This is a genomic window from Leptodesmis sp. (genome assembly GCF_052746595.1).
Window position 1 is genome coordinate 42,805 of the sequence record NZ_JBRAGO010000006.1, and the last position, 13,585, is coordinate 56,389.

The 13,585-nt window shown below is 49.5% G+C and carries 17 protein-coding genes and 1 tRNA gene; 5 read left to right on the forward strand and 13 right to left on the reverse strand.

Features of this window, described 5'->3' with window-relative positions; all coding sequences use genetic code 11:
- Positions 1-73: 73 nt before the first annotated feature.
- From grxD to ACUVQO_RS02495, 6 genes are all read right to left on the reverse strand, one after another.
- The gene (gene grxD / locus ACUVQO_RS02470) at positions 74-397 is read right to left on the reverse strand and encodes a Grx4 family monothiol glutaredoxin (RefSeq protein WP_445924312.1); all 324 of its coding nucleotides are present in this window, start codon (positions 395-397) and stop codon (positions 74-76) included.
- Between the two features lie 78 nt (positions 398-475).
- Entirely contained in the window at positions 476-721 is a 246-nt protein-coding gene (locus ACUVQO_RS02475) for a BolA family protein (RefSeq protein ID WP_445924313.1), read from the reverse strand.
- A gap of 116 nt (positions 722-837) precedes the next feature.
- Complete coding sequence (locus ACUVQO_RS02480; protein ID WP_445924314.1) at positions 838-1,413, reverse strand: hypothetical protein; 576 nt, start codon at positions 1,411-1,413, stop codon at positions 838-840.
- A gap of 173 nt (positions 1,414-1,586) precedes the next feature.
- Positions 1,587-2,450 carry a lysophospholipid acyltransferase family protein gene (locus tag ACUVQO_RS02485; RefSeq protein ID WP_445924315.1) on the reverse strand — a complete coding sequence of 288 codons (864 nt, stop codon included), beginning with the start codon at positions 2,448-2,450 and terminating at the stop codon, positions 1,587-1,589.
- A gap of 125 nt (positions 2,451-2,575) precedes the next feature.
- A complete protein-coding gene (gene tadA, locus ACUVQO_RS02490) occupies positions 2,576-3,091 on the reverse strand; it encodes a tRNA adenosine(34) deaminase TadA (RefSeq protein WP_445924316.1) in 516 nt (171 codons plus the stop codon).
- A gap of 78 nt (positions 3,092-3,169) precedes the next feature.
- Positions 3,170-3,724, reverse strand: a complete 555-nt coding sequence (locus ACUVQO_RS02495) for an NUDIX domain-containing protein (protein ID WP_445924317.1) — start codon at positions 3,722-3,724, stop codon at positions 3,170-3,172.
- A 154-nt stretch (positions 3,725-3,878) separates the two neighbouring features.
- On the opposite strand from ACUVQO_RS02495, the gene glpX reads away from it, so the two are divergent.
- Positions 3,879-4,916: a class II fructose-bisphosphatase gene (gene glpX, locus ACUVQO_RS02500; RefSeq protein ID WP_445924318.1), complete on the forward strand. Its 1,038-nt coding sequence runs from the start codon at positions 3,879-3,881 to the stop codon at positions 4,914-4,916.
- A 114-nt stretch (positions 4,917-5,030) separates the two neighbouring features.
- Positions 5,031-6,326: a glutamyl-tRNA reductase gene (locus ACUVQO_RS02505; RefSeq protein WP_445924319.1), complete on the forward strand. Its 1,296-nt coding sequence runs from the start codon at positions 5,031-5,033 to the stop codon at positions 6,324-6,326.
- Between the two features lie 281 nt (positions 6,327-6,607).
- On the opposite strand, the gene ACUVQO_RS02510 is transcribed toward ACUVQO_RS02505, so the two are convergent.
- The 5 genes from ACUVQO_RS02510 to ACUVQO_RS02530 all read right to left on the reverse strand — a co-directional run bounded on the left by ACUVQO_RS02510 (position 6,608) and on the right by ACUVQO_RS02530 (position 10,255).
- Positions 6,608-6,678 (reverse strand) — tRNA-Gly (locus tag ACUVQO_RS02510).
- A gap of 91 nt (positions 6,679-6,769) precedes the next feature.
- Positions 6,770-7,864: a calcium/proton exchanger gene (gene cax, locus ACUVQO_RS02515; RefSeq protein ID WP_445924320.1), complete on the reverse strand. Its 1,095-nt coding sequence runs from the start codon at positions 7,862-7,864 to the stop codon at positions 6,770-6,772.
- 18 nt (positions 7,865-7,882) lie between these two features.
- Positions 7,883-8,098 (reverse strand): hypothetical protein, encoded by a 216-nt coding sequence (locus ACUVQO_RS02520; protein ID WP_445924321.1) that lies wholly within the window; start codon positions 8,096-8,098, stop codon positions 7,883-7,885.
- A gap of 14 nt (positions 8,099-8,112) precedes the next feature.
- On the reverse strand, positions 8,113-9,288 hold the full coding sequence (gene dxr, locus ACUVQO_RS02525; protein ID WP_445924322.1) for a 1-deoxy-D-xylulose-5-phosphate reductoisomerase: 1,176 nt from the start codon (positions 9,286-9,288) through the stop codon (positions 8,113-8,115).
- Positions 9,289-9,442: 154 nt separating this feature from the next.
- Positions 9,443-10,255 carry a creatininase family protein gene (locus ACUVQO_RS02530; RefSeq protein ID WP_445924323.1) on the reverse strand — a complete coding sequence of 271 codons (813 nt, stop codon included), beginning with the start codon at positions 10,253-10,255 and terminating at the stop codon, positions 9,443-9,445.
- 172 nt (positions 10,256-10,427) lie between these two features.
- On the opposite strand from ACUVQO_RS02530, the gene ACUVQO_RS02535 reads away from it, so the two are divergent.
- Complete coding sequence (locus ACUVQO_RS02535; RefSeq protein ID WP_445924324.1) at positions 10,428-10,895, forward strand: ribonuclease III domain-containing protein; 468 nt, start codon at positions 10,428-10,430, stop codon at positions 10,893-10,895.
- Between the two features lie 116 nt (positions 10,896-11,011).
- Here ACUVQO_RS02535 and ACUVQO_RS02540 read toward each other — a convergent pair whose 3' ends face one another.
- Positions 11,012-11,809, reverse strand: a complete 798-nt coding sequence (locus tag ACUVQO_RS02540; protein ID WP_445924325.1) for a glutathione S-transferase family protein — start codon at positions 11,807-11,809, stop codon at positions 11,012-11,014.
- A gap of 213 nt (positions 11,810-12,022) precedes the next feature.
- Between ACUVQO_RS02540 and moaD the strand changes: the two genes are divergently transcribed.
- On the forward strand, positions 12,023-12,289 hold the full coding sequence (gene moaD, locus ACUVQO_RS02545) for a molybdopterin converting factor subunit 1 (protein WP_445924326.1): 267 nt from the start codon (positions 12,023-12,025) through the stop codon (positions 12,287-12,289).
- On the opposite strand, the gene ACUVQO_RS02550 is transcribed toward moaD, so the two are convergent.
- On the reverse strand, positions 12,286-12,513 hold the full coding sequence (locus tag ACUVQO_RS02550; protein WP_445924327.1) for a hypothetical protein: 228 nt from the start codon (positions 12,511-12,513) through the stop codon (positions 12,286-12,288). The two genes, moaD and ACUVQO_RS02550, sit on opposite strands and share 4 nt — an antisense overlap.
- 369 nt (positions 12,514-12,882) lie before the next feature.
- Between ACUVQO_RS02550 and tsaB the strand changes: the two genes are divergently transcribed.
- Entirely contained in the window at positions 12,883-13,578 is a 696-nt protein-coding gene (gene tsaB, locus ACUVQO_RS02555) for a tRNA (adenosine(37)-N6)-threonylcarbamoyltransferase complex dimerization subunit type 1 TsaB (RefSeq protein WP_445924328.1), read from the forward strand.
- The last annotated feature ends 7 nt before the right edge of the window (positions 13,579-13,585 follow it).

Below are 13,585 nucleotides of genomic sequence, written 5' to 3' on the forward strand. Positions count from 1 at the left end.
AATCCCTAAAAAAGAATCCCTGCCAGTGCTACGTTTGGCAGGGATATCTGGTTTTAATGACTGATATAAAGCCTTAAGATGCCAGGGCTACTTCAACCACTTGCTGGAGTTCACCTTTTTGATACAGCTCAATCATGATATCGGAACCCCCCACAAACTCACCATTAATGTAAACCTGAGGAATGGTTGGCCAGCTAGAGTATTCCTTAATTCCCTGGCGAATTTCTGGATCTTCCAGAACATCGAACGTTTCGTAGGGAACACCCAGAACATTCAGGATCTGAACGACATTGTTGGAGAAGCCACATTGGGGCATTAACTTGTTGCCCTTCATGAAGACCATGATCTTATTTTGTTTGATCAGGTTCTCAATTCGCTCTTGTGTTTCTGGAGTCATAGGTTTTCTGTCGCTTGGAGTTGATACTCAGACTTTAACAAAGTCTAGACGATTCTCAGCCATTTCTCCTACATCCCTTCAACTTGTAGCCTGCCATGCCTGAGGAGTGTAGGTCTTCACGGCCATCGCATGAATGGCCCCGGAAAGCATTTCTTGTTGAATAGCCCGATAAACTAATTGGTGCTGTTGTACCAATCCCTTACCTTCAAATTGGGAGGATACAACCGTGACTTCATAGTGCTCTCCATCCGGAGTGATGACTTGCACTTGAGCATCCGGTATTTGAGCTTTAATCGCCTGTTCAACCTGCTCGGAACTAACCATTCATCCTCCTGGACAAAGTTGGAAACGTAATTTACCCCATAAGACATTTTATGGGCTGACCTTGACTCTAGTCTAGCGACTCTCGTTTGGTAATTCGTTCACCGTGATCCAACCGCCTACTTTTTCTTAGCCGAGGAGTTGGATGGAGCCAGGGGTTGGTCAGCACGGTTTCTGGGATAAGGAGAATCTACAAACCCCAGTTCAAACAATTGCTGATAGGCTCTTTGACCCAAATCCCGGGTAGGTTGTTGACTGCGAATGATCTGAACCAGGAGGGGAACTGCTAGTTCCGGCTGGTTTTGTGCCCGATGTACAACCGCTAACTGATAGGTTGCTTCGTCCCGCATTTGAGCTGTTTCCAGGGCTTTACGACGCTGGCTATCGGAAATGCGGTTATCAATGCCAGAAAAGCTACTCGCTAGATCCTGGTAAAAATTGGAAAGCTGGTTGAAGACCTGACGCGCTTCTTTTAATTTCTTGACAGCTAAAGGATAATTTTGAGCAGCAACGGCGGCGTTGGATTCTTGCATTAAGCGCTGTCCAGCCTGCAGACTGAGAATCCCTGTTTCTTGCCCAGATGGACGTACCACATTGGGATCACTGGGATCAATGGGTTTTGCCTGATTTGGCCCCTGTGGTAACTCTTGAGCCAGGATCTTAACTGGCTTGGCAATGACAGCCGCTGTTATCACTGATAGAGAAATTAAGCTGACTGTGTGAAGGAGACGGGTATTTCCAAAAAGGTTCATGGGCCGTTGGTGCAGTAAGAAACAAGTAAATCGGACAGGGTTGCAATGGGACTTACGTATATTACCACTGCTAACTGACCCTGCGTTGAAATACCTATTGTGTTTCTCTGTTGAATTTAAGATCCATGTGCGTTGGGGGAAGGGGATTGGGGATTAGAGATTGGGGGTACGCCGCGATTGGCCAGTTGCTCCAGGACTGACTGGAGCGTGACATTGAGTTGCTCAGCATCTCGTTTTGGGGAACCCGTGCAGTATTCTGCCACTTGAATGGTAGGGCCAATGCATACTTTAGTCTTACACCGCCAAGGAACCAGGGGATGGCTGTAGTGGATGCTGATAGGAACGATTTGAACGCCCAGGTTCTTTTTCTGCATTTCGGCTTGAACTGCCAACCGCGCTAAACCGGGTTTGAGAGGTTGAATCTGATCCTCACGGAAGATGTTGCCCTCAGGAAAAATGACTAATGTTTCTCCGGCTTCTAACAGGTCTACCCCATGCCGGAGACTGGCGATCGCGGGTCGCTTGGTATTGATGGGAAACCCTCCCAACCGCCGAATAAACCACCCCTGTAGCCCTGTCACCTCGTCTGCCGACACCATATAGCGGAGATGCCGCCCTGTAATATGCCAACCCACTGCGTAAGGAACCATCACTGCATCCCAACGGGAACGGTGAGTTGGTGCAAAAATGACTGGACCAGACTGAGGTAAGTACTCCCGTCCGTAGACTTCGATCGTACTGAAATAAAACGGAAATACAAGATAGCGCCCTAGCGGATAGACCAGGGAAAGCAACCAGGGTGAAAACTTTGAAGGTGCAGGCTCAGCCACTTTTTTCCGCTTCTTTTCAGGGATATCTTGCTGTTCAGGGATATCACCAGGTGGAGGTGCAAAAAGGGACTGGTGCAAAATCCGGTCAGGGGTCTTGGCTGAACGGATTTCAGGTTTAGGGTGAGAGAGGGGGGATCCAAGCCGAGTCATGGCATCGGTCAAGCGCATGGGAGATAGGTGGTGAGATGCGAGAGGGAAAAAAGACTATTCCTACCGTAAATGCCCCTAACTGGGATGTCTGAGTGTGAGGGACAGTTTAACTGCTGTCATGAGGGTCATTCACGACGATCAACGCGACGATCAGCAAACCAGGACTGAAGTTGCTGACGACATGCAGCCTCTAAAATACCACCCATAACAGCTAGACGGTGGTTTGAGCAGGCGCTATCTGGCAAATTAATGACGCTTCGAATTGCTCCAGCTTTTGGGTCATCTGCGCCATAGACCAGGAGCTTCAGTCGAGCCAGCCTGATCGCCCCGGCACACATAGCACAGGGTTCCAGAGTGACGTACAGCGTACACTCCGTCAGATGCCAGGTGTTCAAAGTCTGTCCTGCCCTGCGTAGAACCAGGATTTCAGCGTGGGCCGTGGGGTCACAATCTTGCTCCCGCCGATTAGCGGCTTCTGCGATCGCAGATCCATCGGGGCCAACAATCACTGCTCCTACAGGCACATCACCAGCCTGTCCCGCCGTTGCTGCCAGGGCGATCGCCCGCTCCATCCAGCGGCGATGTAGCAGATATTCGGGGTTTTCTAGAAAAGAGTAAGACGAAGCAAAAGAGTAAGACAAAGCCGTTGAGAATTGAGAGTTGAGAGATTGGGGGTTGAGTGAGGAGAGGATCGAGTGATGAACGGTATTAGCTGAACATCAGCCATGCAAGCCGTTCAGTCGCTGAATATCTTGGATGATGTGGAGTAGGGCTTGGTCTATTTGATCGTCTGCTTCCAGATATGTCTCAACCTGCTCCAGGTCAACCCATTGATGGTGGATTTCATACTCCTGAGTTGACAGTTGTAAGCTGGCTTGCTCATCAGGGGTTAGCTTGACTTGATAGGTTAGGTTAACGGTATGAGAACCGTGATACCTGGGTTCTTGTTCCCGCAAAGCAAAGCAGGTGGAATAAACCCCGACATAGTGGAAGCGATCGCGGCTGAAACTGAGTCCTGCTTCCTCAAATGCCTTCCGCTGGGCAGTGATCAGGGGATCTTCCCCAGCAGTCATCCGGCCTCCTACCAGCCACCAGGATTTGCGGGGATACTGATTGCGACGGGTTAAGAGAATTTGCTGGTGATAAATCAAAGCGAGATCGACACAGGTGAGTACCAGATGATCGAGAGCCAGACTATATATCTCCTCTGGCAAGCGATCGCCAATAGTTTTGGGATTCGTCCGTCCGACTTCTTCAAAATGCGGGATCTGCATAAGCTATCTACAAAGGACAAGCGGAAGGGGCTTAAAAAACTTAACATACCTAAGCTGGGGAATCTTCTTTAAGCGCGACTCCTCCTTTTGATAGACTTGTACATTGAAGTACAGGTCAAAACCGCGCAAAATCAGCAGTTGGAGGACTTACGTCGTGGATAGTACACTCGGTTTAGAAATTGTTGAGGTCGTGGAACAGGCCGCGATCGCGTCTGCTCGTTTGATGGGAAAGGGCGATAAAAATGAAGCCGACCGAGTGGCCGTAGAAGCCATGCGGGAGCGCATGAACCGGATTCACATGCGGGGCCGGATTGTGATTGGGGAAGGGGAGCGAGATGAAGCCCCCATGCTTTACATCGGGGAAGAAGTCGGCATTTGCACCCGTGAAGATGCCAAAGCTTACTGCAACCCTGAAGAGTTGGTCGAAATCGATATCGCTGTAGACCCCTGTGAAGGCACAAATCTTTGTGCTTACGGGCAACCCGGTTCAATGGCAGTGCTGGCAATTTCAGAGAAAGGAGGGTTATTTGCTGCTCCTGACTTCTATATGAAAAAGCTGGCTGCTCCCCCTGCAGCCAGAGGTCATGTGGACATTACCAAGACCCCAACCGAAAACCTGAAGATTCTCTCCGAGTGTCTGGATCGGGCAATCGACGAACTGGTCGTCGTGGTGATGAAGCGCGATCGCCACAAAGACCTGATTCAGGAAATCCGGGAAGCTGGAGCGCGAGTACAACTGATTACTGATGGAGATGTAAGCGCCGCGATTAACTGTGGCTTCTCTGGAACCAATATCCATGCCCTGATGGGAATTGGAGCCGCACCTGAAGGGGTGATTTCCGCTGCGGCTCTTCGCTGTTTGGGTGCTCACTTCCAGGGTCAACTTGTTTATGATCCAGAGGTGGTGCAAACTGGACTGATTGGAGAGAGCAAGGAAGCCAATATTGCTCGTTTAAAAGAAATGGGCATCGACAATCCCGATCGCGTCTACAATGCAGACGAACTGGCCTCTGGCGAAACAATCTTGTTTGCAGGCACCGGCATTACCCCTGGTAACCTGCTCAATGGCGTTCGCTTCTTCAAAGGTGGAGCCAGAACCCAAACCCTGGTGATCTCCAGCCAATCCAAAACAGCCCGCTTCGTGGACACGATCCACATGACCGAGCAACCCAAGTACATTCAACTGCACTAACGTAGTGATAGGTTTTGAGTTTTGAGTTCTCCATAACTTAAAACTCAAAACTTAAAACTTAAAATTTTGATTCTGTTCTGTTTGCCGAAATCCTTCATATAACATTCGATCGTTATGAACATTGTTGTGGTGGGGGTAAGCCATAAAACTGCTCCTGTAGAGGTGCGTGAGAAGTTGAGTATTCCAGAGCCTGTGTATGATAAGGCAATCGCTCAACTCTGTAGCTATCCCAACATTCAAGAAGTTGCCATTTTAAGTACCTGTAACCGTTTAGAAATCTATGTAGTTGCGAATGAAACAGAAAATGGAGTGCGCGAAGTCACTCAGTTTCTTGCTGACCATAGCAAACTGCCAATTTCCTCTTTGCGGCCTTATCTGTTTGTGTTGTTACACCAGGATGCAGTGATGCATTTGATGCGGGTCGCGGCTGGGCTGGACAGCCTGGTATTGGGTGAGGGGCAGATTCTGGCTCAGGTGAAGCAGTGCCATAAGTTAGGGCAGGAGCATAAAGGCATTGGCCGAACTCTGAATCAATTGTTCAAACAGGCGATTACTGCTGGAAAACGAGTCCGTACCGAAACCAGCATCGGCACTGGAGCCGTTTCTATCAGTTCTGCAGCGGTGGAAATGGCGCAAATGAAGGTGCAAAACTTGGCTGCCTGCCGGGTGGCGATTATCGGAGCGGGTAAAATGTCCCGTCTGCTAGTACAGCACCTGGCTTCTAAAGGGGCTGCCAACATTGCCATCCTCAATCGATCGGTGGAGCGCGCTCAGGAACTGGCGAAGCAATTCCTAGACGTGCAGCTGCACTTGCATCCGATCTCAGAAATGATGAATATCATCATGCACTCCGATCTGGTATTTACTAGCACAGCAGCGACTGAACCCTTGCTCGATCGTGCCAAACTTGAACCAGTTCTACATCCTGGCCATCATCTGATGCTGTTTGATATTGCGGTGCCGCGTAATGTTCACTCTGATGTGAATGACTTACCCCACGTTCAGGCATTTAATGTAGACGACCTGAAAGCGGTAGTGGCTCAGAACCATGAAGCCCGTCGGCAAATGGCTATGGAAGCCGAAGTCTTATTGGATGAGGAAGTGGAATCCTTTGAAGCCTGGTGGCGATCGCTGGAAACGGTTTCTACGATCAGCAGCCTGCGCGATAAGGTGGAAACCATTCGCGTACAGGAACTGGAAAAGGCCCTCTCCCGCCTAGGTACGGAATTCGCCGACAAGCACCAGGAAGTGATCGAAGCCCTGACGCGTGGTATCGTCAACAAGATCTTACATGACCCAATGGTACAACTACGTGCCCAGCAAGATATTGAAGCCCGTCGTCAGGCGATGCAAACCCTCAGCATCTTGTTTAACCTAGAAACGGCGACGGCTAAAAAGCAGTTCGGCTAATTCTGGGTAATTCTCTTGCTTAGCCAGACCTTCGAGTTTTACAAAAGCTCTAAGGTCTAGGCTGATCTTGGGAATTATCAGGTAAAACAAATGACATCTCTTGGTACGCTACATCCATCTCAATCCAGTCATTCACAGGATACTCCTACATTCTGAATGCCCTATCTACCCTGAACTCTATTGAGATTGACATCAAAAATAAAACATCTGTACTTCCAGAGATGGTTGTCACAAATGATAAAAGTCTTGAAGGTTTTGACTTTCAAGGCTTCTGCTTATAAAGCGGGTAGCGAGAATCGAACTCGCAACTAAAGCTTGGGAAGCTTTCGTTTTACCACTAAACTATACCCGCAAAGGCAGGTCAGAGTTGAGAGTTAAGACTAACCGTAGAGACTATCGTAACCTAAAACTTTTCACTCTTAACTCTTAACTTTTCACTCATCTCAAGCGGGGTGGTAATAAAACGCCACGCCCAGAACAATGTAAGTTGCCAGGAGGAGGGAGCCGTCAAGCCAGTTGGAGCGACCGTTGAAGGTAATTAGATTAGTGATGGCTACCGCGATCGCTACAGCAATTACCTGAAAGGGGTTGAAGTTGAGGTCAATCGGTTGACCAATCAGTTGCCCGACAAACACAAGGACTGGGGCAACAAACAGGGCGACTAGCAAACTATCCCCTGTAGCTGTGGCGACCGTTAAATCCATCTTATTTTTAATGGATAACCGCACCATCATCACAAACGCAGCCACATCGCTGATGAAAGGCAGCAGAATGACCCCCGTAAACAGTGGAGTGAGTCCGATGCGTTCAGTTTCCGTATCTACTACATCCACAAACAGATCCGACTCAAAGGCAACGGCCACTGTCGAAGCTAACAGTACCGCTACCCAGAAGAACAATTTCGAGCGCTGATTGGTGGGCTTGCCATCAAGAGAGATTTCGGCTGGTTCTTCATTTGCCAAACCGATGTCATAGAGGTAACTATGGGTGCCCAGAGAAAACACCAGCGTCAATCCATAGACAATGATTAAGACGGTGGCTGCGACCAGAGAAAGATTGCGAATCGCCACGGCGTCTACCACATTGGAGGTGTTAATCACCAGGGTGGGAAGGGCGATCGCGGTAACGGCCAGGGTCATGGAAGAGCCATTCACCTGAGCCAGAATGGGCTGAAACTTTTGCTCCTTGTAACGAATTCCTCCTGCCAGCATAGCAATTCCCATGAGTAGTAACAGGTCGCTAAGCAAGGTGCCGGTAATACTGGCTTTGACAATATCAGTCAATCCTTCTTTCAGCGCTACCAGGGAAATAATCAATTCGGTGGCATTCCCGAAAATGGCATTGACCAAGCCGCCAATAGAGGGGCCTGTGAACACCGCCACTTTCTCGGTTGCCGTACTGAGCCAGATGGACAGGGGAACGATCGCCAGGGCAGAGGTGAAAAAGATGGCGGTTTCACCCCAATGCAGCAGGTCGGCGGCAATGGAGAGCGGCACAAAAATCAGCAGAATTAAGGGAATCAGGGTTTTGATCGGCATGGTGGCAGCGAACGATCGTTATCTTCCTCCGGTGACAAGGTGCCAGAGGGATTGGAAGAACTGGTTCACCTGGTTGAAGACCTGGCCGGGGCCGATGCCAAACACCAGTTGCAAAACCAGCACGATGATAGCAATAGCGATCGCAGTACCGATCGTAACCCTCACAACTTTGATTAACAACGTGAAGACCAGAAAGGCAATGATCACAGCCGCAATCAGGAGCACCAGGTTCATGATCAGGGTTCTGATTAGACAGTCGCCAGGGTTTGACTGGTGGAGAGGACTTCCTGCCGTGCCCACTGATCTGCCGCCAGAATATCGTCCAGGGTGGAAGTGGAGCGGTTCTGAGACTGGTAGCGATCGCAGGTTTGCTCAATCAACCGAGGAATGTCGAGGAAGCGAATCTGTTCCTCCAGGAAGAGAGCAACGGCCTGTTCATTGGCGGCATTCAGCACGGCAGGCAGACAACCTCCAGCCCGCCCTGCGGCATAGGCCAGTTGCATACAGGGATATTTCTGATGATCGGGTTCCCGGAAGGTCAGGTCGCCACATTTCACCAAGTCTAAGACCCTCCAATCAGTGTAAATGCGTTCCGGGTAGGACAGGGCATACAGCAGTGGCAACCGCATATCTGGCCAGCCCAGTTGTGCCAGAACGGAGGTATCTTGCAACTCAATCAGAGAGTGGATGATGCTCTGCGGATGGATCACAATATCAATTTGATCGTAATCGGCCCCAAACAAGTAATGGGCCTCAATCACTTCCAGCCCTTTATTCATCAACGTAGCAGAATCAATGGTAATTTTGCGTCCCATTGACCAGTTGGGATGCTTCAGGGCATCGGCCACCGTGACATGGGCTAGTTGCTCGACGGGAAAATCTCGGAAAGCTCCTCCAGAGGCGGTTAACAGAATCCGGCGCAATCCGCCATCAGGAACTCCCTGCAAACACTGGAAGATGGCAGAGTGTTCCGAATCGGCAGGTAACAATTTCACCCCATACTGTTGCACCAGAGGCAGGACAACAGGGCCACCCGCAATCAGGGTTTCCTTATTGGCTAAGGCAATATCTTTTCCGGCTTTGATGGCCGCGATCGTCGGGAGTAATCCGGCACAGCCGACAATTCCCGTTACCACGACATCTGCTTCTGGACACCGGGCGACTTCAATTACTCCTTCCTGTCCCACCAATAAAGCTGGTTGAGGAGTCACATCGGCGATCGCCTCCTGCAATTCTGGTAGAGAGTCTGGATCGGCGATCGCTACCAGACTGGGACGAAACTGCCGAATTTGTTGGGCTAGTAGCTCAATATTGCGACCTGCTGCCAGCGCTACGATCCGAAATTGATCCGGATGTTGGCTTACGATGTCCAGGGTTTGAGTACCGATCGATCCGGTGGAGCCAAGCAGAGAGATTGCCTTCACGATAGAGAATCCAGTCACGCCTCCCCTATCTTACGATTTGACGTGCCCTAAACCTGAAGGAAATGGAAAGGGAGTTTGGGTTGTTAAAACAAGTCCAACTAGAGAACGATCGTTTTCCGATCAGAGAAACGAGCGTTCTGGACTTGGACAAGGTTTAAAACTCATTACTGACGTTTGCTTGGCGAAAGTGGTAGATATCTTGAATAACTTGTACCCAACCCTTTGTAAGAGATTCCAGGAGGCGATCGCCCTTTTCCTTGGTTGCCGTTGTTGGATCACCGATCGTGCCACTGCGACTTAAATCCCGTGTTGTCCAGGCAAAGGGCAAATTTCCTTCCACACTCAACAAACTATTCTGGGGCAAACCCGTTGGGTACTCAGCGATGGCCCGCTCCATTTTCACCTGCTCCGGCAAAATCGCCAGCATCAAACTGGTTTCCGCATCTCCGGCATGAATTCCCAATTCCAGTTCTTGGTCAGTCAGCAACTCTGCTGCGATATTAGGCACCCGCCAAACAAATAGGGGAAAAACGAGAAAATCCTCATACCGCTGGTGCAGATCCCGCGCCACAATTTCCAGAATTTGAGGTTGCCCCCCATGACCATTGACTAACGCCCATTTACGAAATCCGGCTCGATATAGGCTTTCTCCAACCTCCATCAGGGTTGCCATCAAGGTTTGGGCTGTGAGGGTAATCGTCCCAGGAAAATGCCAGTGTTCATTGGATTTGCCATAGTTCAAGGTGGGCAGCACATAAGCGGGAATAGTATCATCCAGAATCTGCAGGGCTTTTCCGACTACGGCCTCTGTGATCGCTGCATCCACAATTAAAGGTAAGTGCGGCCCATGTTGCTCGATCGCACCCATCGGTTGAAGAATCACCACATTATCTTTGTTGGGCATAGCCTGAATTTCGGTCCAGGTAAGGTAGGGAAAGAAGCGATCAGCAGGAATGAAATGATGCATGGAGAAAAGGGAACAGGGAGTGGGAAGTAAGGAATAGGGGATAGTGGATGGTGAATAGGGGATGGGGATAGGGAATAGTGAACAGGGAGTAGGGAGTAAGCAATAGGAAGCTTTTAATTCTTAACTCTCACCTCTCACCTTTCACCCTTCACCTCTCACCTCCTAAAATCCTATGACTATTGAAGCCACTCTTGACTATTTTTTCTTTGATAAACGGTTTCTCAATCGGGCACTAACTCGGAAAGGGTATGCTCTGGAGCAGCAGAATTGCCAGGTCTGTGAGGATCAGGATGCGCTTGTATTATTGGGCGGCGCGGTACTGGATGCGGTCTTAACTGAGGTGCTGATTCGGGCAGGATATGAAACTCAGCAGGAAATTGTTCTGCGAAAGTTGGAGCTAAAGCAAGTGGAAAATCTGGCCAGAATGAGCCAGAAAATTGGGCTGGGGTACGAATTAAGAATGAGTAAGGCAGAGAAGTTGCAGCAGGCTGATTGCCAACCAGAAATTTTGGCAGAGACGCTGGAAGCGATCGTTGGCAGCATTTATCTGGATGGGGGATTTAGTGCGGCACGGCAAGTGATACAACGGCTATTTCAAGATCAAGTTGCAGAGGAACTGGTGATTCGAGAGATCGTGTGAATTGTTTGTAGAAACGTTCCGCTGGAGCGCCAGTCGTTCACACAGGCAGGATGAATGATACTGCAGAAAGTTTGCCGCCTCCCCCATTTTGTAGAGGACTGAGAAGGGGGGAACACTCAATCCTCAATGTTGATGGAGGTCGGGCCAGAACCGGTTGAGGTATTGGTAGTGGCGAGTGGTTTACGATAGTCGCTGTACAATTTGTCGCGCCAGGTGAAGAAGGGATAAAAGGTGCCCGCATCTGCAATTCCAGAAATCCCTTTTCCTTTTAAGGCATCAGGGATGTTCAGGTAATTACCTGCCGGAAACTTGACATACATGGTCAGCCCAGCAACAGCAAAATCCGCCAGGGTGGGTTGGTCGGTAATCAGATAGGGCTGCTTCATGAGAATGAAACAGAGGGAAGCCAGATCGTGCTTCATCGCGGCTTGTGCTGCTTTGATCGCGTCTGGCCCCATTCCCACTCCGATCCCTAAGAAGCTGAAGAAATCTCCTGGAACGGATCCCACAAAGGTTTTGAAAATATCAGGGGTACCAGCAGGCAGTACAGCAGTGCGAAAACTTTGATCCTGCCCCATTGCGCCCACTAAGCATTTGCGGGCATTAAGACCGATCAATTCATCCGCCCATTGTTCCAGGATCAGGCACAGTCCCCGTAGTTTTGGATCACCAGGAATGATGGGTTTATCGGGATATTGCTTGTCCAGGTATTCTGCGATCGCAGTGGAATCGGCAATGACCACACTGCCATCTTTCAGAACTGGAACCTGGCGCTGACCCGACATCCGCACCAATTCAAGTTGACCGATGCCTGGAGTCACTTCAATCTTACGATATTCCAGGCCCTTGTAATCTAAAATCAATCTCACCTTTTCGGAATAGTGAGACATCTCGAATTGGTATAGTTCCAGCATGACAGTCCCCAGATTCTGAACAAAGTTTAAGTACAGTGAGTAACTTCGTTAGCCTACCGCAGTCACCTGAAAAACTCAAACTCTCTGATGGAGGAGGTTGGTGAAAAGCAAATGCTACACTTTGTCCAAGTCTAGAACCGGAGTTTCTCTGGTCGGAAAACGATCGTTCTCTAGCTGGACTTGGTTTAGATTCAGAATTGATTGATTTGCATCATGGCACCCACCATTTCAATTACTGTGAAACTATTTGCGGCTTATCAAGAAGCTTATGGAGTGCCAGAGTTACAGTTACATCTCCCCTCAGGAATAACCGTGATCGAGCTGCGCGATCGCCTGATCAGCGAACATCCTGAATTGGCTGAATGGCGAGAAGTCACCCGTTATGGTGTAAATCTGAAGTTTGCCGAACCACAGACGGTCTTACAGGATGGCGATGAAGTGGTATTCATTCCACCAGTCAGTGGTGGCCTGGAGAGTTAACTGAAACTGTGCCGCTGGTCGAGCCACATCAGGACTTCATCCTCAGACGACAGGTAACTGGTCTGCCCGGTTGCTGGATCATAGGCGTGCCACCATAGGTTGCCGTATCGATGCATTGTTTGCCAGATGGCTGGTTCGCTGGTTTTACCGGGAATTGTTACAGAGTGCCACAGATTGGCAAACCATTCGATAATCCTGGCAAATCCCGTGGTCGGTTGTACCAAAAATCTGGGATGAGCTCCAATTTCTTATAAGGCTGCCATTGGGCTTTAGTGGTTGTTTTCATAGTAGAGTGTCTAACTTAAGAGGCTATGGACGACGATCAGTTTCTATTTGTAATGACACGAGAGGTTATTCCTATTGGATCGGTGCGTTACGCTAACAGCACCTACAGTTACAACCTTGTGTGTCAGTACATCTTGTCAATACGTCTTGTCAATACATCTATTGATTACTCTTCATCCTAGAGAAGGCGATATCGGAAAGTCTTCCCACTGTAGTAAGAAAATGAATCAACGAAGTTCCTCGTACTGAGGTGGTAGAGAGCGATCGCACCAGGTTCTTTTACAGACCGCTGAATACTACGACAAACCATGATCAAAAATTCCTGTTACGGTTTAGCGATGCATACGGCCAGTCCAGAATTAGGATTAGCCATCAGTAATTTTGCTGGTGATCGTCGTTCTCAAACCTGGAACCTGGGCCGCGAGACTTCCCAGTTATTGCACAGTCATCTGGTTGAATTTCTCCCACCTCAAACCTGGCAAGATCTGGAATTTATCGCCGTAGCAAAAGGCCCAGGAGGATTTACAGGCACCCGGATTGGTGTGGTCACTGCCCGCACTTTGGCCCAACAGTTGGAAATTCCTCTCTTTGCCGTTTCTACTCTGGCAGGGGTCGCCTGGGATGTCGGAAAAAAAAAGCTCGTTTATCCAGACGCTGATATCGCCGTGCAAATGCCTGCCCGACGGGGAGAATTTTTTTGTGCCATCTACCGCTTAAAGCCTGCTAGCCAAGTTGAACAGCAGCAGGATCGTGGCTCTCCAGCCTATTCTGTACTCCCTATAACGATTGAAGCAGTGTTGCTCGATCAGGTGCGGACGTTGGAGGATTGGCAAACGGTTCTCTCTCACTGGAATGGACCTTACCATTCGGTGGAGTTAGACGAGGGAGCGAGTTCATCCATAGTCAGTATTCTGGAAATTGCCTGCAGCAGATGGTTGGCAGGCGATCGCCCCCACTGGTCAGAAGCATTGCCGTTTTATGGTCAACATCCGGTGAGGGCGTAGGCTCACT

Excerpts from the sequence above, each read along its gene's own strand:
- ACUVQO_RS02535 (WP_445924324.1), top strand. The coding sequence starts at position 10,428 with ATGACTATTGAAGCCACTCTTGACTATTTTTTCTTTGATAAACGGTTT.
- ACUVQO_RS02485 (WP_445924315.1), bottom strand. The coding sequence starts at position 2,450 with ATGACTCGGCTTGGATCCCCCCTCTCTCACCCTAAACCTGAAATCCGT.
- ACUVQO_RS02475 (WP_445924313.1), bottom strand. The coding sequence starts at position 721 with ATGGTTAGTTCCGAGCAGGTTGAACAGGCGATTAAAGCTCAAATACCG.
- ACUVQO_RS02520 (WP_445924321.1), bottom strand. The coding sequence starts at position 8,098 with ATGAACCTGGTGCTCCTGATTGCGGCTGTGATCATTGCCTTTCTGGTC.
- ACUVQO_RS02505 (WP_445924319.1), top strand. The coding sequence starts at position 5,031 with ATGAACATTGTTGTGGTGGGGGTAAGCCATAAAACTGCTCCTGTAGAG.
- ACUVQO_RS02530 (WP_445924323.1), bottom strand. The coding sequence starts at position 10,255 with ATGCATCATTTCATTCCTGCTGATCGCTTCTTTCCCTACCTTACCTGG.
- ACUVQO_RS02495 (WP_445924317.1), bottom strand. The coding sequence starts at position 3,724 with ATGCAGATCCCGCATTTTGAAGAAGTCGGACGGACGAATCCCAAAACT.
- cax (WP_445924320.1), bottom strand. The coding sequence starts at position 7,864 with ATGCCGATCAAAACCCTGATTCCCTTAATTCTGCTGATTTTTGTGCCG.
- grxD (WP_445924312.1), bottom strand. The coding sequence starts at position 397 with ATGACTCCAGAAACACAAGAGCGAATTGAGAACCTGATCAAACAAAAT.
- moaD (WP_445924326.1), top strand. The coding sequence starts at position 12,023 with ATGGCACCCACCATTTCAATTACTGTGAAACTATTTGCGGCTTATCAA.
- ACUVQO_RS02540 (WP_445924325.1), bottom strand. The coding sequence starts at position 11,809 with ATGCTGGAACTATACCAATTCGAGATGTCTCACTATTCCGAAAAGGTG.
- tsaB (WP_445924328.1), top strand. The coding sequence starts at position 12,883 with ATGATCAAAAATTCCTGTTACGGTTTAGCGATGCATACGGCCAGTCCA.